A 21,168-nucleotide genomic window follows, 5' to 3' on the forward strand; every position below is an offset into this window, starting at 1 on the left:
TTTCCATCTTTTATTTTTTCAAAATTTTTTTTATAGCATTAATGCCTTTTTCTCCTGCCACATTCCTTACCGCATCTTTCAGCTTACTACGTACCATGCCTTTGGCATCGCTTTGAATATGGCTCATCAGATACAAAGCCTCGCTTTCATCTTTCGAGTCAGTAAAGACTTCCAATATCATAGAATGATCACTTAACTGTGGATTGGTGAAATTAGACAATGCAGTCATAAATTCTTCTTTGGTAGTAGCAGACAAATAGTGGAAACCTAAATCCTCAGCATAATGCTTAACCAGCAGAGGAGATTTATTACCAAAATGCCCAGCTGCAGCCATATACTTGTCGGCATCATCGCCAAAAACATTGCAATGATGAATGCCCAAGCGAAATTCCGTACCCCTCCCGTTATTGACAAGCATAACACGTAAATTCGTCCCTATATGATGGTTGCCCAAGGAATTCAGGTCATAAAAGAAAGTCAAATCACCCACTACGACATAGCAAAGCCTATCGGGATTGACTAATGAAGCCCCGACCAATGTACTGACACAACCGTCAATACCACAACAACCTACATTACAAGCAGACTCAACACTTTCCGGCAACTGGAACATATTCCAACAACGCCGGGTATTGGAAACGCCCATGTGGAACAACGCTCCTTTGGGAAGTCTCGAAGATAGCTGCATGGCAGTCCAAATATTGCAGAAAGGCAATTCAGGAATTTGCTCATAGATTTCACCAAACAGTTCTCGGCATTCATCTATCAAAACGTGCCGATTGCAACCATCTTTCCCATAATGCAGAAAAAACATTTCTTCGGACATTTGAAATACCGTTGTCAGTTTTTTAAACGGATCACGCAATTCCCCATCTTCGCTTACTCGCCAAACCTCCTTTGCTGGGATTGTATCGTTGAAAGAAGCTGCTGATATTTCCCCGATGTGAACCATCAAATCCAATGGAGGGAATGGTGAAGTGATATCGGATTGCAACTGGACCAGCGTCGGAAGTAACTTGTATTTACCGTAATAGCCGCTCGTATGGTCACAAATCACTATAGCGTCATAAGTGGCACAAAAGCGATCAATAGCCCTATTTTGTTTTTCAGAAAAATGTGTATGAGAACCCACATAAATACCTATTCTTCCCTCAGGCAGCACAGGCAGTTCATCCCAGGCCTGGAAGCGGCGTATGACTTTCACATGAGGCAATTCTTTCACCGAAAAATCACGACTGTAGGTTGTTATCAAATTTATATGAACCGGTCCTCCTCCATTCCTGCGCAACTCAAGCATGGCTTTGTTTACTTCCATCACGACATAGTCTTCGTCCCTACAATCTTTGACCGCTGGCAGTTCTACCGAAAGCCGTGCTATGTCATTCGGAAGAATACGCCTGTCTATGTTCTGAGGAATAAGTTGTCCTATCCTATCTGTCCCTTGGTGCGAAGTGATGGCAAGCACTGGCAATTTGCGGTAAAAAGCCTCTGTTAATCCCGGATAGTAATTACGCGAGGCGGTCGCACCCGTACAACTCAAAGCTACAGCTTCTCCACTTTCAGCCGCCATGCCACAAGCCATATATGCTGCCGAACGTTCGTCCACAGCAGAATAGACCTCAAAGAATGGATCATTTTGCACACTACCTACAAATGTGAAGTTAGTAGCACCCGGTGAAGCTATAATCTTTCTAATACCATTGGCTTTCAACAACGACAACACGATTTGTACATTCCTCTCTGATGTATAAAATTTTTCCTTAGCCATATTTTTTATTTTATATTTTTCTTAACCTGCTTTCATATCTTGATTGTAATTTGGATGTATAAGAATCAGCTCTACGAGTTTATTGCCGTTTTCATCTTCCTATCATTTTGTGCCAAGCAACACAAATATAATGCGGGTATTTACTGAACTTAAAAATTATGTTCAACATCAGTTTGCGCATCCATCGGGAACGGTTGAAATACCGTTTATAACCTACTCGCTTAAGCCAATGCAGCAGTTCGTTACTATAAGGATAAGTACGGGAGTCGTCTATGGAGTCAATAATACCCCATACATCATCAATACTATTTTCAAACCAACAGTAAGAACGCACCAGTTGCGAGAACTTTTTTTCATCAAAGCGAGCAAATCCCCAATCCTTCGGGTTTTCTCCGGTACAAAGGATATTGAGTTGCGTCCTAACGCACTTGGCACATTCACCGCACTGTTCGCTGTTGTCTACAAAACATGCCCAAATCCTGACATGTTTACCTTGGTTCTTAAAAGTAGAAACTATATTTTTCACTTTTTGGGAACGCCGGGTATAAAGCCCGTCTTGTTCCGCAAAAGAAATGCCTACGAACTTGAACCCATTGGTTAACAATGGGTTGGTTCCATCCAAAGCTGGTTCAAGTTTATCTTCTATCAAAGAAGACCCCATGATGAGTTCTTTTATTCCCATAGCGTATGCAAAAGGAGCCACTGAGCACAAATTGGGAATATACCTCATTCCCCAAAAGCCTGAATGATTAAATGCTACCGTATTCAGCTGGAGAGTGTTCCTAAGGTACCTCGTAATTTTACCATTTCTTCCTATTTCATCATCGAAAATAACTTGGTTGAAATCATTGGCAACCAAAAGCCAATCGCTTCCTATAACACGGGAGAACTCTTTTATCATAACAAACTTTTCATTCCGTAAGGCACCTTCGTTTCTGGAATGTACCTCTATGCTTGGCACACTGACTAAAACATTCCGTTTACCAGGGTTGTTTATTCCTGCATGGATGGCATCAACACCACCGGAGAAGAATACAATACGGTCATATCTTGCATCGGGCATCTGGTTTGCAACAATCTCTTTTGCAACAATTTTTCCACGCCATTCCTCCTTAAAAGGACCATACATCTGAGAATAAGCTGCATATAGTGTCGGTATATTATGATAAAGAGTATTGTCTATGGATGACAATATGAGTTCTATATGGTAGAAAAATGTTACTGGAAGCAGATAAAGCGTAATGGGTAAAGCTAGTACAGACTCCGGCAATTTATCCGGCTCAAAACCGAAAGCATCAGCATTATGGAACTGTATCTGAGCCTCCACTTTTTCTTTCCGAAGCAGACCAAGTCCTGTGTTATCGTGAATCTCATACTTGACAGTGTCTCCATCGACCGCGATACGGGTCAACTCAATGGTTCTTTTCATACTAATTGTGTGTTTAGATGAGAATTTATATTTTACGATATAATTTCACTGTAATCTTATCCCGCAAGTTTTTTTTTAGGAAGAGCCGCTCTCCTTTCGTCATGCCTATAGCAAGTGCCATCAACGAGGTACAGATTATTATCGCCAGTGTGTGCAGAAGAAATTCCCAAAAGCTATTTGGTGTTTCCCACGGCATGAAATAAGTAAAAGCTCCTGATAAGACGAAAACCACCGCTGAAGGTAGCAGACATTGCTTCAAGAAAGCATGAACAGGAAAAGCATACTTCGCCTTGGAATGCACCAGCAAATCTGCCAACACGCATGCTTTAAAAGCAATATTGAGCACAAAGACCGTCTCTGGAGCCATACCCAGTTTAAGACACACGTATGAAGCAATGAAATTAACTGCATAAATGATACATAAAGCTATCTCGTATGCCTTGATTTCACCCTGAGCGAAAACTCCTATTGCAATCGGAGTTAAAATACCGTCCAACAAGGAATACAACAACACCAGCACGACAAAGTTTGCCGTATGTGCTGGCACATCCACCAGCCATAGTCCAAGCACATAATCAATATTACCGCAAAGCGGCAGCAGGATGAGCAGCATTATGAAAAAACCGAATTTCCCGCTTTTTATAATCTGGATATGCATGGCCTGAAAGTTTCCGGAAGCATGGTTCTTGATGATTTGCGGCCTTATCGCTATCATAAAATTAGATACAAAACTGTACACTGCAGCATTGATTTGCATTGCGATGCCCTGCGCCGCATTCACTACCGGACCACAAAACAAGTTGAGCAGCACGTTCACTCCCTGGTCTTTGAGTAAGATAACCGAATTTCCCCAAAAAGCCCAGCCTGTGAATCCCAGCATATCGCACAATAATCCCTTGTCGAAAGTGAACTTAAAACGGGACTCCTCAAAATGGCGCTTACAATAAACGGCATACACCGTACGAATGATAAGTGCCACCAACGTGGTGAGGCATGCATAAGTAATCAGCTTGTCAAAGAGTATCCACTTAAGTACGAAAACCACAGCAAGTTTAAGAGTAACTTCCAAAATGGAAATCAAAGCAAAAACCGACATCCGCTCGTGGGCGATAATTACAGCGTTGTAGGGCACACTCATCAAGTTGATAACAAAGGCTAAAAGCGAAAGCTGCAAAGCCCAATTGGCTGCTATAGTACGCCCGTCTGGTATGTCCATTTGAGCATTTAGGAACCATACGCCAAAAGTTTCTAAGCCGATACAAACCAGAATTGAGAAAAGCAAAAGGATAATCACGGAGGTTGAGAATATCCGGGTTGCCTGCAAGACATTATCCTTTCCGATTTCAATCGTAATAAAACGGTTGACCGCCAAAGTCATACTTCCAGATATAATGGAAAACATAGCTACGAAACCACCTACCACATTGTATATACCATAATCCTCGGCACCCAGTTCTGCCAATACTACCCTTACAGTATAAAGGCTAACCGCCATCACTAGTAATTGCCGGAAATAAAGGAAGAGAGTATTCTTAGCTATACGCTTGTTATTTTCAGAAACAGTAGGCATCGGTAGTTAGCATCAAATTTTGACTATCGCATAGAGAATACCACCCAGAGGCGGTTTTCTTTTAAACAAATTATGCAAGTACAGTTAATACCCAATTTAGAGCATTTCCTTTTTATAAGGCACAAAAATGAGTACCCCACAAAAAATGTTATCAAATTTGATTGATTTTTAACTATTGGCATACAACCGAGTCTATATTTGGCGATGTCAGACTCAAAAAATCTCTGCAACCGTTAAAAATTCCGGTAAAAAATTTGCCAAGATAATCCCATGCGGACCTACCTTGCAGCTTCACCATGCTGATTATATATGATATACGGCAGCAATCTCCACTCCCTCATCGCTTTCGAAATGCAGGGAGTTCTTTCGTTGGGTTATAAAAGGGACGGACTAGCCTCTCCGCCTGGATTGTTCGAGATTGGATAACAGCCGTCCTTTATATAAGAAGGCCTCATTCCAGAACTTGTGAGAATAATTCAGGACTTCACGCTGTCTGTCACACTTGAACCCTAATTTGAATACTTATCTCCTATCTCCTCCACCAGCGACGCATGCACAAACGTCGTCGCCACCGCCATCACCCCCTCGATGTTCACCACCACTCTCCTGTCATGACGCACACGCACAAACACCCCTTCCACTCCTTCGAAGATGCCGCCGGTGATGCGTACCCGTGTTCCTTGGGAGAGGTTCAGCTCGGTGGGTTCAAGATAGAGCACAGCCTGGTCGTAGGTGCCAGACACGGCGATGAAGCTGCGCATCTGTGAGTCCGGGATGACGATGGGCTGGCGGGTTTCGCGGTCCATGATATAGCGGATGGGGATGTTCATGCCCGGTTCGTTCTTTATTTCGTCCATACGCTCGCGGGTGGAGCGGACGAAGACCAGGTTATGGACCGCAGGAACAAGCTTGCGCAGGCGGCGCTCTTTCCTCACGACATACTCATAGCGCATGGGTATATAGTTTTCAATGCCCGCTGCATCCAGGTATTCCTTGAAAAAAAGCTCTCGGCTATAGGTGACACGCACTGCATACCAGTGCATTTCTGCATTCTCGTTCACGAAAAAATATGATTGGGGGACACCGGAGTAGCGAAGTACCTCCCGGTCAAGTAATGTAATGCGGTTACTTTAAATAGGCTATATGCATTCATTTTATTTCAAAACCCTCCACCATCTCGGAAGGAAGGCGACGAAATAGTTATATTCAAGCTATCTTGCGATAAGCCGTTATCAACGAAACGTTTATGATGAAAGAAATGTTTTATAACACGTTCCGTTTAATGAACGCAAAGGTAACGTCAAGAAATGAAAGTACAAAATATTCTGATTGATAAAATGATAATCTTTTTTAATGCAGACATCATCACACTATATATCAAAGAATTACGCCTATTAGGTAAGATACACGCGCACGCGCGTCATTTCTTATTTTTTTAAAGAAAGAGTGTGTTACATATATAACCATAGGTTCCGGTACCTCACCCTATACATACAGACTACACACACGCTTCACTTGTTCACGGAGAGGGGCACCACAGATTACACAGATTGGCACAGAGGAGCACAGAGAAGAATTCTTCGCTACGTTCTGAGTGACGGATACTCACGGAAACAAAAGGATGATACGCACGGACATACACAAAAGTGATACGCACAGAAACTACAAAAATCCGTGCCAATCCGTGTAATACATAGTGCACAGACTTCTCTTTTTTATTAATTTTGCACCCGATTCGTTAACTTAATATAAAATTGTATTTTCAAATTGTAGTTATGAGAACAAAAAAACGCCAATTAGCGTGATGCAAATCAAAGGGAGAGATTACCAAGTGCTGTACACCAAAGAGAGCAAAGAGGTGCAAGTGGCCATCGACCTGCTTTCTATGGTAGAACACAAGTCGTTAACCGTGGAATACAAGGAGCGGAAGGCTTTCCTGACACCCTTCATACCACTGCTGATAAATCCCCAAAAGGAACACGGACTGAAGGGCGTAAGCCCCTTCGCCAAGCTGCTGCATCTACTTGTAAACTTTATGGACGCGGACGGAAGCGGCAATACGCTGAACCCCGATTGCATTGAGGATGAGATATATAAGCTCTTCAATGAGCTATATCCCAAGGAGTAAAACGGACCAAGGAATTCAAATTGTAAAAAAACGGCTGTCCCACTGCGGATGGCCGTTTTTGCTTCCTAAGGAAATAAGCGGCATCTTTGCGCCGCCAATAAGGCAAACTTAATACAAGTAGAATGGAAAACATTCCAGTTACCACCTACCGTGGTTTCAGCGCCGTCAGCGGGGAGACAACCTTCACGCAGGACATGGCTGACATAAGAAACGGCAAGCATGCCAAGTTAATCATCAAAATCGCCAGCCTCGTGGCACAGGGAAAGGTGGAGGAAGCCAACCACGTCAAGAAGCAGCTTCCCTTCAGGACCCTCACGGCCAACTACCGGGAAAGAAGGCTCGCACCGAGCATCACCCGCTACAACCCCGTCATCACGCTCGACATCGACGACCTGGAAGAAGGACAGTTGGAGCAGACCCGGACCCTCATCAACGAAGACCCGCACACCCTGGGCAGTTTCCTCTCCCCCAAAAGGCACGGCTACAAGCTGTTCGTCTTCATGCAGACGGAATACACCCGGCGTCTGTATGACCGTCTCCGGCAGGGCGAGGTGACCTACGCCACGCTCGAGGAGATACACCTGAAGCTGTACAGCGCCGCCAAAGAGCACTACGAGGCCCTTCTCGGAGTAGAGGTGGACGGAAGCGGAAAGGACATTTCGCGGGGATACTTCATGTCCTTCGACCCGCATGCCTATATCAATGCCGCACTGCTGGAACAGATTTCCCCGTTGCCGGCACGCATCATCCCGCCTGCGAAGAAGGAAAGCGGCAAGAAGAGGACGGCTGCCGAAACGGTACACCCCCTCCCCGCCTCCGTTGCCGCCACGCCGCAGGACGCAAAGCCTTGGGAGAAGCTGATATTCTCCCAAGCCGTGACCGCCGTGAAGCGCACCACCAGGTTCCGGGCAGGCAACCGCGACAACTTCCTCTTCGCCCTGGGCAACAAATGCTACAGCAAGGGCCTGGACGAGCAGACAGCCATCAGACTGGCGAAAAACGAGTTCGGACAAGAGTACCCCGACGTGGAATCCCCCCTGCACAATGCCTACATCTATACCGACAAGACCAGCGAAGCCGCCACAAAGAAGGAAGAGAAAAAGCCCGTCATCAACCAAGTGATGAGCTTTCTGGAAGAGCACTACGGCATCCGCAGGAACCTCATCCTGGACCGCCTCGAATTCATGCCCTACACCCCGTCGGCAGATGCCGGAAAAGGTTACCGCCCCATGCGCGGAAAGGACTACAACACCATGTTCGTAGACCTGCAGATGGCCGGCATCTCCTGCTACCAGAATTTCCTCAGAGCCGTGATAGACTCCAACTACGCCAAGGAGTTCAACCCCTACACCGACTATCTGTACGCGCTTCCCCCCTGGGACGGGACGGACTACATCGCCCAACTTGCCGACACCCTGACGACCGAGAACCGGGAGCTATGGCAGAAGGGCTTCAAACGGTGGATAGTGGGCCTGGTGGCCTGCGCACTGAGCGACGAGGACATGAACCAGCTCGTCATCATCCTCTACAGCGAGCAGGGAAAGGGAAAGAGCAGCTGGATTCGGCGCCTGCTGCCGCCCGAGTGGAAAGAGTACTTCTACAACGGCATAATAGACCCGAGCAACAAGGACGATGCCCGCCTGCTCGCCACGCGAATCATCATCAACATGGAGGAGTTCGAAGGCGTGAAGCCCGGCGAGCTGGCAGCATTGAAGCGAATCATCGCGCAGGACAACGTGACGCAGCGCAAGGCCTACGACATCGAAGCCTTCACCCTGCCCCGCCACTGCTCCTTCATCGCGAGCACCAACAACCGGCAGTGCCTGCAGGACATCGGCGGAAACCGGCGTTTCCTCCCCATCACCATCACCGGCATAGACTACCACACCCCGGTGAACCATCCCGGTATCTACGCCCAGGCGCTCGCCCTGCTGAAAGGCGGATTCAGATACTGGTACGAGGGCGAGGAGATAGAACAGTTGAACAAGCACAACGAACGGCACCGCATGAAAGACCCCGTGGAGGAGAACCTCTTCGTCTTCTTCCGCAAACCGCTGCCCGAGGACCTGCAGACAAAGTGGCTCCCTGCCAGCGTCATACTGACCAAGCTCAGCATATTCGGGAAGGTGCAGGTGAACCCGCACACCCAGCTGGTACTGGTGCAGGCACTGGAAAAGTACGGATTCGGTACACGGACCAACGAGCAGGAGACGACCGAATATGAGGTAGTGGACATCCAGCTATATCAGTAACCGGTATTCGAGGAGAAGAGAGAAGCCCCGTAACATATATTGTTGTGCATGACAACATATATTGTTACGGGGCTTTACATATATTGGCGTTTTCTTTACACGGCTTCCCTATTTCCGGCCGGCATCCTGTCAGGGTTCTCCCAGATACTTCACCAGCACTTTCACTTCCAGCGGAGTGAAGGTGCGCCGGTATTTGTTGTAGCCCACCTTCTCCAGCTCACCCTTCAGTGCCTTGTTGTGGCGTATCCATGCCGCCAGGGTATAGATGGCATTGCTGATGCAGTAAGTCGGGTTGTAGAGCATGGCAAGCTCCTCCTTCGAATAGGCGTGGATGCGGAACGGACGAAGGTCTTCCTCCTCCTCTTCCCTCTTTTCTTTTTCTGTTTTCATTCTTTATGTTATTGGTTGATTATTACACCATAAAGATACTGAATATCAGTGATATGACCAAGCATATACAGACATAAACGGGCATCGGACGAAGAACTTTTCCTGAACAGAAAGGAAACGGGAAAGAGACGGCGTAACCCGAAGAAAGCCATGAGCAGAAAAAGCCGGAGAAGTACTTTTGCAGCACCCCTCTTCCCCCCCTAAAGGAGAAAGAGAAGAGTATTGCAATACGGGACTTTAATTTCTAATTGTTAATTGTTAATTTTTAATTATTTAATTGTTTATGGGAGTACCATTCAAGAAAATTGCGAGGAAAGATCCTCGAAAGGCAGATGCGGTGGCAAAGTTCTACCCGCAGCTGGTGACACTGGGCGACAATGCGACGCTGGACGACATTGCGTATGTGATGAAAGAGAAGAGTTCGCTGACGCTGGGAGACATCCAGAGTGTATTGACCAATTTTGTGGAGGCCATGATTACGACCCTCTACAGTGGCCAGTCGGTGAATATCAAGAACTTTGGCGTATTCAGTCTGTCGGCGCGTACGGCAGGCGTACTGGATGTAAAGGAGTGCACCGCAAAGAACATCAAGGCGGTGAAAATCAATTTCCGGCCTTCCAGCACCGTAAGACCGGACATCGCCGCCACGCGTGCCGGGCAGAAGATTGACTTCTACGACTTGGAAGCATTGGTGAACAAGGGAGACGGTGAAGGAGGAAGCTCCGGCGGCGGTTCCGGCTCGGGAGACGGAGGCGGTTCGGACGGAGACCAGGGTGAAAATCCATTGGGATAAATATGACTGATTTTACTACCGATTCGTATGTTCAACTTTTAAAACGTATATAGCATGAAAAAAAGTATCTGGGATAAAATTCTGAAAGTCGTAATTGCAGTAGCCTCCGCCATCTTAGGGGCATTGGGAGCCAATGCGATGAACGTGAGCATTTAAGTCGCCGGAAAGAAAGGACGGCAGGAAGAGGAAACCCCGAAAAAGGTTTCCTCTTTTTCTTCCCTCTCTATACAGCGCAGGATACGCCAGTCGCAGCTACGCACCCAATAGCGGAAAGCCATGTTCGGACGGAAATGCTCCGAGAAGTCCAGCAGACGTTCCAAATCGAACTCCTCGGAGATGACACCGGCACCGCTACGGAATGCATCGTAGGCGTTACAGTCCTGCTCGATATGCGCCGGAACCATCAGCAAAGGCTTGCCCAGATACATCGCCTCGCAGACCGACTCGAAGCCGGCAGTGGTGGCATAGGCCTTGCAGCCTGCCATGTAGCGCAGGAATTTGACGTCATCGAGCTGATGGAAACTCAAGGTGTCGTCCACACGGCACACCTCGGCTTCGTCCTGCTTGTCCCAGAAGAAGTGGAGGGGTATTTCCGGATGGGCACTGTGCCAGTGACGGATATTCTCGCCAAAACCGGAGTTTACCATGTATCCGTGGAGATAATCCCCTTCCGTACCTTCGCACGACAGCACCTCCCTCCGCAGCAATGGCGGAACCACGCGGATATGCGCTTCTTCGTCATCCTCCATCTCGCGGAAGGAAAGGGCGAGTTTTTCGCGGGCACCTATGCACGTGAGGCGGGTGAAAAGGCGGAGCAGCCACAGATGGAAGCCGTTCTTACCGGGAAACTCGAAATCGCGGTGCAGGAACAGGTACTGGTGCCCGACGCTTATTTGAGGGACGGAAGGACGGAACAAGAGATAGGTCAGCCCCGTGAGCAGTTCGTAGAAGTTGATGACCAGTTCGGCGCCACTCTCCTCAATGCGGCGGTGTATATAGTGCATGCTTTTCAGATAGACGGGCAGACGGGTGAGATTATAGGCCACACTGCGCGCAAGACTTGCCCGCTTGTTGGCAGGCGTAGGCAGGAAATTGGGACTGAGAAAGCGTTTCACCGGAGCTTGAATGCTGCGGTTGAAGAAACCGGGCAGACAGCGCGAATTGCTTTTGCCCACCAACACTTCCACTACTTCGTGACCGTTGCGGCGCAGCAGCTCTTCCATTGTAATGGCTTGGGTCAGATGCCCGCGGCCTTCTCCTTGAACGATAAAAAGGACTTTCATTGAGACGACTTGATGATTTACAAATTACTGTTGAAACACATGCAGCACATGACGTTGCATTTAGTTGATGCAAATATCGCACCTCCGTGTTACGGCAGAATGTGAAGAATGTGACAATTCGGTTATAAATGACAAAAGTCACACCGGCATCGCGCAGACATGACTTCAAGAGAATTTATGGAATAAATACGTAAAAAGGATAATTCGGTCGGCATATGATGCCGGAATATCAGACAAATTCCTCGACCATATACATATCACTGACAAAATCGTCAACAATCTATTCCAGGTTTTCGCAGGCTTCGTCAGGCGTTTCACCGTAGGCGCTGCACAACACATTATTCATAAAATAAGCGTAAAAACCACCGCCGGCTGCCGCCTCTACGGTATAGTCATTTCTGTTCAGTTTCATATTCGGGCCTCCTTTCTTTTTTTACGCTGCAAAAATGAGGGAAAGTTGTTACGAGGAGATGTGAAGGAGGTTACAATAGTATGTAGATTGGTTGGCTTTGATGCAGTGGAAAATAAATGGATTGAATATTAGGAGTTTTCATTTATTCAGTTTACCTTTGATTAAAAATAAAAGCAATGGGTAAAATTAAACCATATAAAGAGCAGGACTCTTCCAAACAAACGGCACAAGAACCGATGATGGCAACTTATCATCAATCAGCCATACCGATGGACGACTTTATCAACAGTATTCCCCGAGATGCTTTGGCTGAAGCCCTTCTATTTGCCTTAGAAGAGAATAAAGCAGGACACTGTATATCAAACTCCCAAATAGAGAGTATGATAAATGAACGCATGGGATGGAAATAGTCTGGTCTAAGTTGGCTTATGAGCACTTTTTAGAGATACTTATTTATGTAGAGAATAATTTTGGCATGTTGACGGCACAGAAAACACGTCAAAAGATACAAGACAAAGTAAATCTTTTAGCAAAACATCCGTATATAGGAATTATAGACAGTAATTTTTCTACTCTATTTAACAACATTACTGTCCGTCATTTAAAACTTTCCCCTAACGTGATATATTATTTGATTGATGAGAATAGGATTGTCATTGCAGCAATGCTTCATTCAAAACAATCTCCGGAAACTGTACGTAAAACAATCTCAGAATTTCTGAAGCAATATAAATAGCTGTTCATCAATTCATGATGAGAGATAACTCTATAAATTTAAAACCGAGAGGACGTATCAAGATATACAATCACCCCGGATTACGCGGATTAACGCAGATAAAAGTTTCTGATTATCAGAACTCCTAAAATCATCTGTGTTAATCCGCGTAATCCGGGGTGGGTATTATTAATAGGAACGTGCGAAAATCACGCGGCAGGCAGAAGGCTTGCCGGTAACCATACACTTGCCCGGTTCCTTGTCACCCGGAACAAATGAATCGAAGGGAATACAACGGATGGTTGCTTTGGTCTCTTCCTTGATTTTCTCTTCGGTTTCGGTAGTCCCGTCCCAATGAGCCAGAATGAAGCCGCCTTCTTCAATCTTTTCCTTGAATTCCTCGTAGCTGTCCACGCTGGTGATGCGGCTGTTACGGTAATCGAGCGCTTTCTTGTAGACATTTGCCTGAATGTCCTCGAGCAAATCCTTCACGTACTCTTCGATACCCTCGCAGGAACGCGTCTCCTTCTCCAGTGTATCGCGACGCATGATTTCCATTGTATTGTTCTCCAGGTCGCGGCCACCCATCACCAGACGAACGGGAACACCCTTCACCTCATAGTCGGCAAACTTGAAGCCCGGACGTTTGTTGTCGGCATTGTCGTACTTCACGGAAATGCCCATCGATTTCAGCTTGGCAACAATGCCTGCCACTTTCTCGTCAATCTTAGCCAGCATCTCCGCATTCTTGTAGATAGGTACGATGACTACTTGTATCGGAGCCAGGTGCGGAGGAAGTACCAGACCGTTGTCATCGGAATGCGTCATGATAAGCGCTCCCATCAGACGGGTGGAAACACCCCAGGAGGTAGCCCAAACATACTCCAGCTTGTTCTCCTTATTGACGAACTGTACATCGAACGCCTTGGCGAAGTTCTGTCCCAAGAAGTGGGAAGTACCGCTCTGCAAAGCCTTTCCGTCCTGCATCATCGCTTCGATGGTGTAGGTGTTGAGGGCACCGGCAAAACGCTCGTTGGCAGACTTCACGCCCTTTACCACGGGCACCGCCATGTATTTTTCGGCAAACTCGGCATATACATTCAGCATCTTTACCGCTTCTTCTTCGGCTTCCTCGCGAGTGGCATGTGCCGTGTGTCCTTCCTGCCAGAGGAATTCGGCGGTACGGAGGAACAGACGGGTACGCATTTCCCAACGGAACACGTTTGCCCACTGGTTGCACAAGATAGGCAGGTCGCGGTATGAATTGATCCAGTTCTTGTAGGTGTTCCAGATGATGGTTTCGGAAGTGGGGCGGATAATCAGCTCTTCTTCCAGTTTTGCAGCAGGGTCCACCACCACACCGCCGCCATTCGGATCGTTCTTCAAACGATAGTGCGTCACGACGGCACACTCTTTGGCAAAGCCTTCCACATGTTCCGCTTCACGGCTGAGGAATGATTTCGGAATAAGCAAGGGGAAATAAGCGTTGACGTGTCCCGTTTCCTTGAACATATCGTCCAACTGACGTTGCATCTTCTCCCAGATAGCGTATCCGTAGGGCTTGATCACCATACAGCCGCGTACAGCCGATTGTTCTGCCAAATCGGCTTTTACCACCAACTCGTTGTACCACTGAGAATAGTTCTCACTACGTTTGGTAAGGTCTTTCAATTCTACTGCCATTCTATTTCGTTTTTTAAAGTTTTCGTTGATTTCTCTAAACAGTCGGCAAAAGTACAAATTTTAAAGGAAATTTATTTGAAAAACAAATAGTATTTTTAGTAGAACCCAAAACACACTAATCTACATATTCTATTTTAATCACAATCTTCCTGCTTTTAACAAGTTCCCCCTTTCCCCGGACAGAAGGCTGGTGAATGTCCGAAGGGAAAAACAAGAAGAAACTGCCGGCATCGGCAGAGTAGTGTTTTATCCGGGAAGAGGTATAAAAAGCAACATCTTTTTTTGAATTATACGCCTGGCGTACTTCGACGTCACTTGCCAGCCCCATCTTTTCATTTCCCCAGAGTACATACTGAAGGTCGACAAAACGGAGGTGGCTTTCAATATTCCCTTTCTCCACCTCTTTGGGAATGTATTCACTGACCGTAGCCCAGCATTTCCCCTCCAGAATGACATGGTTGCCAATGGACAGCGCTTCCAAATCATGTTCGGCAAGAAAGCGGAATGCAGCATCCCAGACATCCTTGTTCTTATGATATTGGCAGGCAAATTCAACAGCATTGACTGATTTATGGGGAGAGACAGTCCAGCCATTGGACCAAACGGCACTTTTCATCCATTTCTTCGCATTTCCGGAAGTCCACTCCGGACTTGTCTGTGCTGATAAATACATACAAAAGAGTATTAATGAATAAATAATTGATATACGCTTCATATTTTTTATTTTATCGTGAATTGAAACTGGTCATAAGATTCCGTACGCCATGCCTTGTCCTTGGTTTGAGGAGAAAAGCCGAAAAGCGGAGAATAGGTCCTGACCTGCACCGTATGTCCGTCGGGCAGGAATTCGAGCAGACGCAGCCAGCCGTCTCCCCCGTTTCCACTCATGCCGCCACCCAACGCCTGGCAGTTGAACATCATCTGGTGCACATCGTGTCCGGCTGCATTCTTGTCGGTACGGAATCCCGTGGTATAGTCCAACCGTTCATTCGGAGTGGCATAGTGTCCGCACAGCACAAGACGGATGTTGGCAGAAGGTTGCACCAGCTTCTGCCAGATGCCTTCGCCCGTATTGGACGGGGTTATCTTATAGCCTTCTTTGGTGATGCGCTTGCTGTCGAAGCCGGTAAGATAGGAATGGGTGATGAGAATCACTGTGTGGTTTTTGAAGCGTGGGGTAGCCACCAGCTCCCTTGCCCATGACAAGACCTCATCACGTGGGGCAAATTCAACGGCAATAATCAAAATCCTCCCCCAATGCTCGTCCGTTATCTCCATTGCGGCATTTTCCAGCGTAGGCAGGCCGTTTCTATTATTGGTTGCAGCCACGATGGTCTTTTTCCATTGGCTGTTGCGCTCTATCGGGAAATATTCCGGGAAACGGGTCATCGAGTTCTCCGAACGGGTGTAGCCGTAATCATGGTTTCCGGTAGAAATGAGATAAGGGACCTTGTTGTCCAACCGCCCGAAAGCCCGCGACACAAATGTCCACTGCTCCCGGCTCGTAAGATTCCCGAAACGTGGGAAGGGAGGTAGAATACATTCATTCTGGTCTACCAAGTCGCCCGTACAAAGCACCGCCTTTACACGGAGGGAGTCTATATGATGAGCGGTCCACGCCGTCATCAGCTCAAAAACCGGTTGGTTATAGTCATACTTCACGTAGTTTTGCGGGTCGCCCAGCAGGACGATGGAAAAAGAATTAGGATTGCACAAATGCTGCTGGTTGGTATTGACTTGTGCCCGGAGCTGGAGGAATGCCAGCAGGCATCCCAAACAAAGAATGATTCTGTTTTTCATGGTTGCGTACTGAATTGATAAATACATGTCTGTTTATAAAGGTCTCCTTCACGTAATACGATGGAGGGGAAATGCGGATTGTTCGGTGTATCGGGAAAGCACTGGGTTTCAAAGCAGACGGCGCTACGACGCGGATACACAGTGCCATGCATGCCCGTGAAGCCCGGCAAATAATTGCCGGTGTACATGATAAGCCCCGGCTCTGTGGTATAGATATCCATTCTGCGCCCACTGGACGGACTGATGCAGGTGGCGGCGAAAGAGAGCTCATGCAGCGCGGGTTTCTTCAAGACAAAACAGTGGTCATAACCGTGGCCGTTGAGCAACTGCAAGTCTTTCCGGTTGATGCGTTCGCCTATGGAATGGTAGTCGCGGAAATCAAAAGGCGTATCGCCCACTGCCCTGACTTCACCGGTATTGTTCGTATTCATGTCGATAGGCAGGTAGAAATCCGCGTTTATCCTCACCAGATGGTCTTCAATGGAGGTAGTGGGAGTTTCCATGCCCGCCAGGTTAAAATAGGCATGATTGGTGGGACAGAACAAGGTGTCGCGGTCTGTCTCCGCCTCATAATCTATACGGAACCCATTGTCGTCCGTCAAGGTATACATCATCCTTACCGTAACATTGCCCGGAAAACCGGCTTCTCCATCGGCATGGAAATGCCGGAGGAGAAGTTGGTTTTCACACGGTTGCTGTGCTTCCCACACCACCGTGTGAAAACCGTTATCACCACTGTGCAGAGTATTAGAAACAGAGTTAAGCTGTAAGTGATAATCTTTTTCTCCTACACGGAAAGCGCCGTGCAATATGCGTCCGGCTACGGGGCCTATAGTAGCTCCTATATAATAGTCCTTGCTTTGCCTGCGGGCCTCTTCCAGCGTATCGAAGCCTATGACGACATTTTCAAACTTACCATGACTATCAGGAGCCATGATGGATAAGACGATGGCCCCGTAGTTCGTGACGCACATCTCCATACCGCTGCCATTGCGCAGTATATAAAGGCCGGTATCCTTTCCGTTGATTACGGACCGGAAATTATCAGGATTCAATCCCGTCAGGTTGGTCTTATCTTTCATACTTTCTAAACTTCGGGATATTCGTTGCACAATAGATGTTCGGCCGGAACATCCTCTTCTATCTGCGGGAAACGCCCCTTGGGGGTGAGGAAACGGTTGTCTCTCATGTCATCGTTCACTGTAGAGACTTCGCCTACCAGACAATGGTCGTCCTCGGCCCAGAAAGTATGGTAGAGATAAGGCTCATAACAAATGCTTTGTCCGGGAGCAAGACGCACCGTTTCTCCGGGAGCTACCCGTGTACTGACTCCGTCGATGGAAACGACAAGCGGTTCTTCAGTCAGCATTTCAGTTTCCTTGTCGGCCTTCCACAGACGCATGCAGAGGATTCCTCCGCCCCGGTTGATGATGTCTTCCGTTTTCAGCCAATGGAAATGGGTAGGAGTAACTTGTCCGCAGCGGACAAACATAATCTTTTCACAATAGGGTTTGTCTTTCTTCTGCAGACTTCCATTACGGAGGGTTACCAGAGTCAGGCCGATTTTCAGGAAATCGCCCCAGCCGAAGTCGGTCAAGTCCCAGCCCATGGCTCTTTCCCGGATATCATTACATTCCAGTCCTTTGCTTTTCCAGTCGTCCGGAGTCCAGTCCGCCCATGGCGGCAGCATGAAGTGATACTTTGTCATAAATGCTTTGGCTTCGCGGATATATTGATTGATTTCACTGCGTTTCATATTTGTCTATTTTTTAAGGTGTTATACTTTTATTTCTTCAATAATTCTTTCAGCGGGATAGCCTGGAACTGAATGTCGGCTTGACTCCCCTCATAAAAGATACCTATGGTATGCTCGTCAATGGAAGTCATGCAAGAGTACCCCGCCCCCCTACCTTCATCCAACAACATCCAATACTCCTCGGGCCAAGTTTGCCCGTCATCGAAACTCACCTTAATGGTAATGTTGTTACGGCGCTCTTTTGAATTAGGATTGGCAAAGAGTAATACATGACGTTCTTCTCCGTCTTCAATATAATCATGGCGCAGCAAGGATGCCTGGCAAGCCGGTTCAATGAGAGCTCTGCGCGACGTGGGATGTTCCGTCCACGTTTTCCCCAAATCGGCAGTGACGGCAATAGCCCGCCCATTACCTTCCTGACGTCCCCGGTTGCTGCGCTCACGCATGTTCAACATCAAGGAATGGTCTGAAAGTTCTACCACCTGACATTCGTTGGTATTGTAGTAGGCCGGTTCGCCTACGGTCCAGTTTTCGCCCTTGTCTTTACTCCACATGATTGTAGAGAACTGAAGCCCGTCTTCGTTTCGCCCCTCTACCGGAAATACCAATGTACCGTCTTCCATTGTGATGCCACGACCCGGTCCGGGAGCAAGCAGCCACCATTTTTCCTTTTTTACTTGGCGGGTAATGTTACGCGGCTCACTCCAGGTAAGTCCGTCGTCAGTACTCTTACTAATCAGGAATTGGGAACTCTGTTTAACGTCATATCCCGGCTGAGAACCGTGCGCACGCCACTGGTGGTTCCATACGGTCGAGGTATCGGTAAGATTCTCTATCCATTTGCCCGTCTTGGGGTCCAAGACTCCGTGCATCCATAACCCTATGACATAGAGGTCTCCGGTGAAATCATCCGACAAGATGCAACCATCACTCACTCCATTATATTTCTGAGGTAACCCGCCCCATTCTTTCATATCCAGAACAGTCTGCATGGGTTGCCAAGTCCGCCCTCCATCTTCACTGCGATTGATGGCAATATCAATGTCACCCTGCAAATCGTCATCTCTTTCATTGCGTGCATCATACAAGGCCAGCAAGGTACCTTTCGTCGAAGTCACCAATCCGGGAATGCGGGAAGTGTGTACCCCGTCCTGACCCGGCTGCCGCAGGGCCACTCCTATACGGAGCGGCTTTACTGCGGGCAACTGGCGGATGCCCACCAGCCCCAAGTCTGTCTGGACACTGCTGCATGAGATTTCAATCTTGCTTGTAGCCTGCGCCGCATCATCCCTCAGTCGGAGTGCCACCCAGCATGTCAGTGTATCTTCCTCTATCTGCCGGCCTACCTTAAAACTCAATTGTTTGTTCACCGGTTTGGCACTTGCACAAACCTGCCCACAATTCTCATCCAAGAACAGCGAAGCGGAAACGACATCACCGGAACGGACAGTTCCATCCAAAGTGAAATTTATCTTTTCCAACTGATATGCCACGCCGCTGTTCCTAATCAGACGCAGACACAATACCGGATTATGCTCCTTCAATGTCAACACCGGATATACCGGTTGCCGAATCTCCACCGCTATCTTATCCGTATAATTTTGGCATGCCATGATGCCCCAAGCAGACAAGACCAGTAAAAGTATAGTCTTATATCTCATATCATCCCAATATTTATTTGTAACCTTCCGTTTGTGTTATATTCGGATTAGTATTGAGACAAGCAGGAGCAATAGGCCACAAGGTAACATTCTTCTCCCCTTCACGCCCCTTCAAGGTCTCAATAAGCTCGAATTCCTTATTAAAGCGAAGGTATGCCCACCATGCTTTTGATTCTGCGACAAACTCTTTCAGTATTTCGCTGATAATGGCATTGTCTATGGCATCCTGAGTCCTTGCCGTGTAGTAGTTGTCTACCCCATAAGCACGCTTGGCCACTACATTCAGATTCTGCAAAGCGGCATCCGTATTTCCCAAGGCATTTTCCACTTCAGCTTTCAAAAGATAGGCTTCGGCCAAACGATAGACGGGGACATCACTGTCAAAACTACGCGTATCATTGGCAAAGGAGCCTTTGAACTTCACAACCATCCTTTTAATCTGTACTTCTTCCGTCAGGAACTTATCCTCGAATACCCGTACTGAAACATCCGTACGCGTGTCACGTGCATCCTCAGCCAGGAAATCGCAATAGGCTTGCGTGGGCACAACATACTGGGCATGGGAACCGGCAGGAACCTCATCCTCGGTATATCCGGCTTCCCTCAGCCGGGTTCTGTCACCGTTAGGTGCCAGATAATAGGCGAAAAAGTTGGGGGATGTTCCCGGAGTCACATTTTCATTGACGATATAGGGCAATGTCCAGATAAGCTCAGAATTGGCTTCGTTGTTTAAATTGAAAATATCGGCAAACGTGGGAAGAAGTGTATATCCGGCTTTCAATACCGCATCAACAGAAGACTGCGCCGTACTCAGAGCCGCATTCCCTCCTCCCAGACGCTTTGCCTTCCATAAGTAATATTCAGTACGCAACATGTTGATGGCTGCCGGAGATGCCTTATGGAGAAGCTTGGAAGAAGCGGGCATCAACCTTAAAGCTTCTTCTATATCGGTTTCGACCTGAGCATATACTTCAGAGGCCGCCGTACGGCTGGGATACATGTCCTCCTGCTTTTCTGACTCAAAGCCGGAAGTCAGTAACGGACAGTCACCGAATACCCGCACCAGAGTAAAGTAACAATATGCCCGTAGGAAATAGGCATTGGCCATCACTTCACTGCGTGTAGCTTCATTGGTGAAAGAGATTTCCGGAGTATGCTTCAGAATCAAATTTGCACTGTTAATGGTAGTATATATGCTACTCCAATTTGTACCTGCATCACCGCTCAGCAATACGTTTGTACCCACTCTATTAAAAAACGCATCATTTACCGCCCCACTCTCATACCAGTTTGAGCGCATCTCTCCATAGATGTTGAGCAAATCGGAAAAGGCGGAACGGAATTGAGTATATGCTCCATTTACCGCACTCGTAGCATCGCTCTCCTCTGTCCACATGGATAGGCTGGTGAACTGGCTGGGCTGTATCACATTCAGGTCTCCATGACATGATGTAAAAAACGAGACCCCACTTATAAGAAGAATGCCGGATAATATTTTTATTTTCATAATTCTTATTTTTCGTATTAA

The 21,168-nt window shown here is 47.3% G+C and carries 20 protein-coding genes; 6 read left to right on the forward strand and 14 right to left on the reverse strand.

All coding sequences use genetic code 11. The features are described from left to right. Nucleotides 1-10: 10 nt before the first annotated feature. From DW800_RS12525 to DW800_RS12540, 4 genes are all read right to left on the reverse strand, one after another. Complete coding sequence (locus DW800_RS12525; RefSeq protein WP_119958120.1) at nt 11-1,768, reverse strand: thiamine pyrophosphate-binding protein; 1,758 nt, start codon at nt 1,766-1,768, stop codon at nt 11-13. Between the two features lie 91 nt (nt 1,769-1,859). Then, nucleotides 1,860-3,197 carry a hypothetical protein gene (locus DW800_RS12530; RefSeq protein ID WP_119958121.1) on the reverse strand — a complete coding sequence of 446 codons (1,338 nt, stop codon included), beginning with the start codon at nt 3,195-3,197 and terminating at the stop codon, nt 1,860-1,862. A gap of 25 nt (nt 3,198-3,222) precedes the next feature. Continuing rightward, complete coding sequence (locus DW800_RS12535; RefSeq protein ID WP_057087641.1) at nt 3,223-4,767, reverse strand: oligosaccharide flippase family protein; 1,545 nt, start codon at nt 4,765-4,767, stop codon at nt 3,223-3,225. A 509-nt stretch (nt 4,768-5,276) separates the two neighbouring features. Then, complete coding sequence (locus DW800_RS12540) at nt 5,277-5,810, reverse strand: UpxY family transcription antiterminator (RefSeq protein ID WP_022400855.1); 534 nt, start codon at nt 5,808-5,810, stop codon at nt 5,277-5,279. 761 nt (nt 5,811-6,571) lie between these two features. Between DW800_RS12540 and DW800_RS12550 the strand changes: the two genes are divergently transcribed. Continuing rightward, nucleotides 6,572-6,895 carry a hypothetical protein gene (locus DW800_RS12550; RefSeq protein ID WP_005829213.1) on the forward strand — a complete coding sequence of 108 codons (324 nt, stop codon included), beginning with the start codon at nt 6,572-6,574 and terminating at the stop codon, nt 6,893-6,895. 122 nt (nt 6,896-7,017) lie between these two features. Next, a complete protein-coding gene (locus DW800_RS12555) occupies nt 7,018-9,147 on the forward strand; it encodes a VapE domain-containing protein (protein WP_044468508.1) in 2,130 nt (709 codons plus the stop codon). A gap of 129 nt (nt 9,148-9,276) precedes the next feature. Here DW800_RS12555 and DW800_RS12560 read toward each other — a convergent pair whose 3' ends face one another. Continuing rightward, nucleotides 9,277-9,537 carry a DUF4248 domain-containing protein gene (locus DW800_RS12560; protein ID WP_005829216.1) on the reverse strand — a complete coding sequence of 87 codons (261 nt, stop codon included), beginning with the start codon at nt 9,535-9,537 and terminating at the stop codon, nt 9,277-9,279. A gap of 283 nt (nt 9,538-9,820) precedes the next feature. On the opposite strand from DW800_RS12560, the gene DW800_RS12565 reads away from it, so the two are divergent. Together DW800_RS12565 and DW800_RS19660 are read left to right on the forward strand one after the other, a co-directional pair. Further along, nucleotides 9,821-10,330, forward strand: a complete 510-nt coding sequence (locus tag DW800_RS12565) for an HU family DNA-binding protein (RefSeq protein ID WP_005829218.1) — start codon at nt 9,821-9,823, stop codon at nt 10,328-10,330. Between the two features lie 54 nt (nt 10,331-10,384). Next, nucleotides 10,385-10,486: a smalltalk protein gene (locus tag DW800_RS19660; RefSeq protein ID WP_005829220.1), complete on the forward strand. Its 102-nt coding sequence runs from the start codon at nt 10,385-10,387 to the stop codon at nt 10,484-10,486. Here the strand turns inward: DW800_RS19660 and DW800_RS12570 are convergent. Continuing rightward, entirely contained in the window at nt 10,483-11,613 is a 1,131-nt protein-coding gene (locus DW800_RS12570) for a glycosyltransferase family protein (protein ID WP_005829221.1), read from the reverse strand. The genes DW800_RS19660 and DW800_RS12570 overlap by 4 nt on opposite strands. Before the next feature lie 280 nt (nt 11,614-11,893). After that, nucleotides 11,894-12,025 carry a hypothetical protein gene (locus DW800_RS20060; RefSeq protein WP_262703349.1) on the reverse strand — a complete coding sequence of 44 codons (132 nt, stop codon included), beginning with the start codon at nt 12,023-12,025 and terminating at the stop codon, nt 11,894-11,896. A 176-nt stretch (nt 12,026-12,201) separates the two neighbouring features. Here DW800_RS20060 and DW800_RS12575 point away from each other — a divergent pair, with 176 nt between their 5' ends. Together DW800_RS12575 and DW800_RS12580 are read left to right on the forward strand one after the other, a co-directional pair. Further along, nucleotides 12,202-12,435 carry a hypothetical protein gene (locus tag DW800_RS12575; RefSeq protein ID WP_005829224.1) on the forward strand — a complete coding sequence of 78 codons (234 nt, stop codon included), beginning with the start codon at nt 12,202-12,204 and terminating at the stop codon, nt 12,433-12,435. Further along, entirely contained in the window at nt 12,426-12,761 is a 336-nt protein-coding gene (locus DW800_RS12580) for a type II toxin-antitoxin system RelE/ParE family toxin (protein ID WP_005829225.1), read from the forward strand. The genes DW800_RS12575 and DW800_RS12580 overlap by 10 nt, the downstream gene beginning before the upstream one ends. 168 nt (nt 12,762-12,929) lie before the next feature. On the opposite strand, the gene proS is transcribed toward DW800_RS12580, so the two are convergent. The 7 genes from proS to DW800_RS12615 all read right to left on the reverse strand — a co-directional run bounded on the left by proS (nt 12,930) and on the right by DW800_RS12615 (nt 21,147). After that, nucleotides 12,930-14,423: a proline--tRNA ligase gene (proS, locus tag DW800_RS12585; RefSeq protein ID WP_005829226.1), complete on the reverse strand. Its 1,494-nt coding sequence runs from the start codon at nt 14,421-14,423 to the stop codon at nt 12,930-12,932. Nucleotides 14,424-14,538: 115 nt separating this feature from the next. Further along, entirely contained in the window at nt 14,539-15,096 is a 558-nt protein-coding gene (locus DW800_RS12590; RefSeq protein WP_005829228.1) for a YhcH/YjgK/YiaL family protein, read from the reverse strand. Between the two features lie 47 nt (nt 15,097-15,143). After that, nucleotides 15,144-16,223, reverse strand: coding sequence for a metallophosphoesterase (locus DW800_RS12595; RefSeq protein WP_118067024.1), 1,080 nt, complete (start codon nt 16,221-16,223; stop codon nt 15,144-15,146). Beyond that, nucleotides 16,220-17,305, reverse strand: coding sequence for an aldose epimerase family protein (locus DW800_RS12600; protein ID WP_009038518.1), 1,086 nt, complete (start codon nt 17,303-17,305; stop codon nt 16,220-16,222). The genes DW800_RS12595 and DW800_RS12600 overlap by 4 nt, the downstream gene beginning before the upstream one ends. A 5-nt stretch (nt 17,306-17,310) precedes the next feature. Next, the gene (locus DW800_RS12605) at nt 17,311-17,979 is read right to left on the reverse strand and encodes a D-lyxose/D-mannose family sugar isomerase (RefSeq protein WP_009038519.1); all 669 of its coding nucleotides are present in this window, start codon (nt 17,977-17,979) and stop codon (nt 17,311-17,313) included. Nucleotides 17,980-18,008: 29 nt separating this feature from the next. After that, nucleotides 18,009-19,640 carry a sialidase family protein gene (locus DW800_RS12610; protein WP_009038520.1) on the reverse strand — a complete coding sequence of 544 codons (1,632 nt, stop codon included), beginning with the start codon at nt 19,638-19,640 and terminating at the stop codon, nt 18,009-18,011. Between the two features lie 13 nt (nt 19,641-19,653). Beyond that, complete coding sequence (locus tag DW800_RS12615; RefSeq protein ID WP_009038521.1) at nt 19,654-21,147, reverse strand: RagB/SusD family nutrient uptake outer membrane protein; 1,494 nt, start codon at nt 21,145-21,147, stop codon at nt 19,654-19,656. Between the last annotated feature and the right edge of the window lie 21 nt (nt 21,148-21,168).

It is taken from the genome of Bacteroides sp. AM32-11AC (assembly GCF_003603515.1).
In the GTDB taxonomy this organism is placed as follows: domain Bacteria; phylum Bacteroidota; class Bacteroidia; order Bacteroidales; family Bacteroidaceae; genus Bacteroides; species Bacteroides uniformis.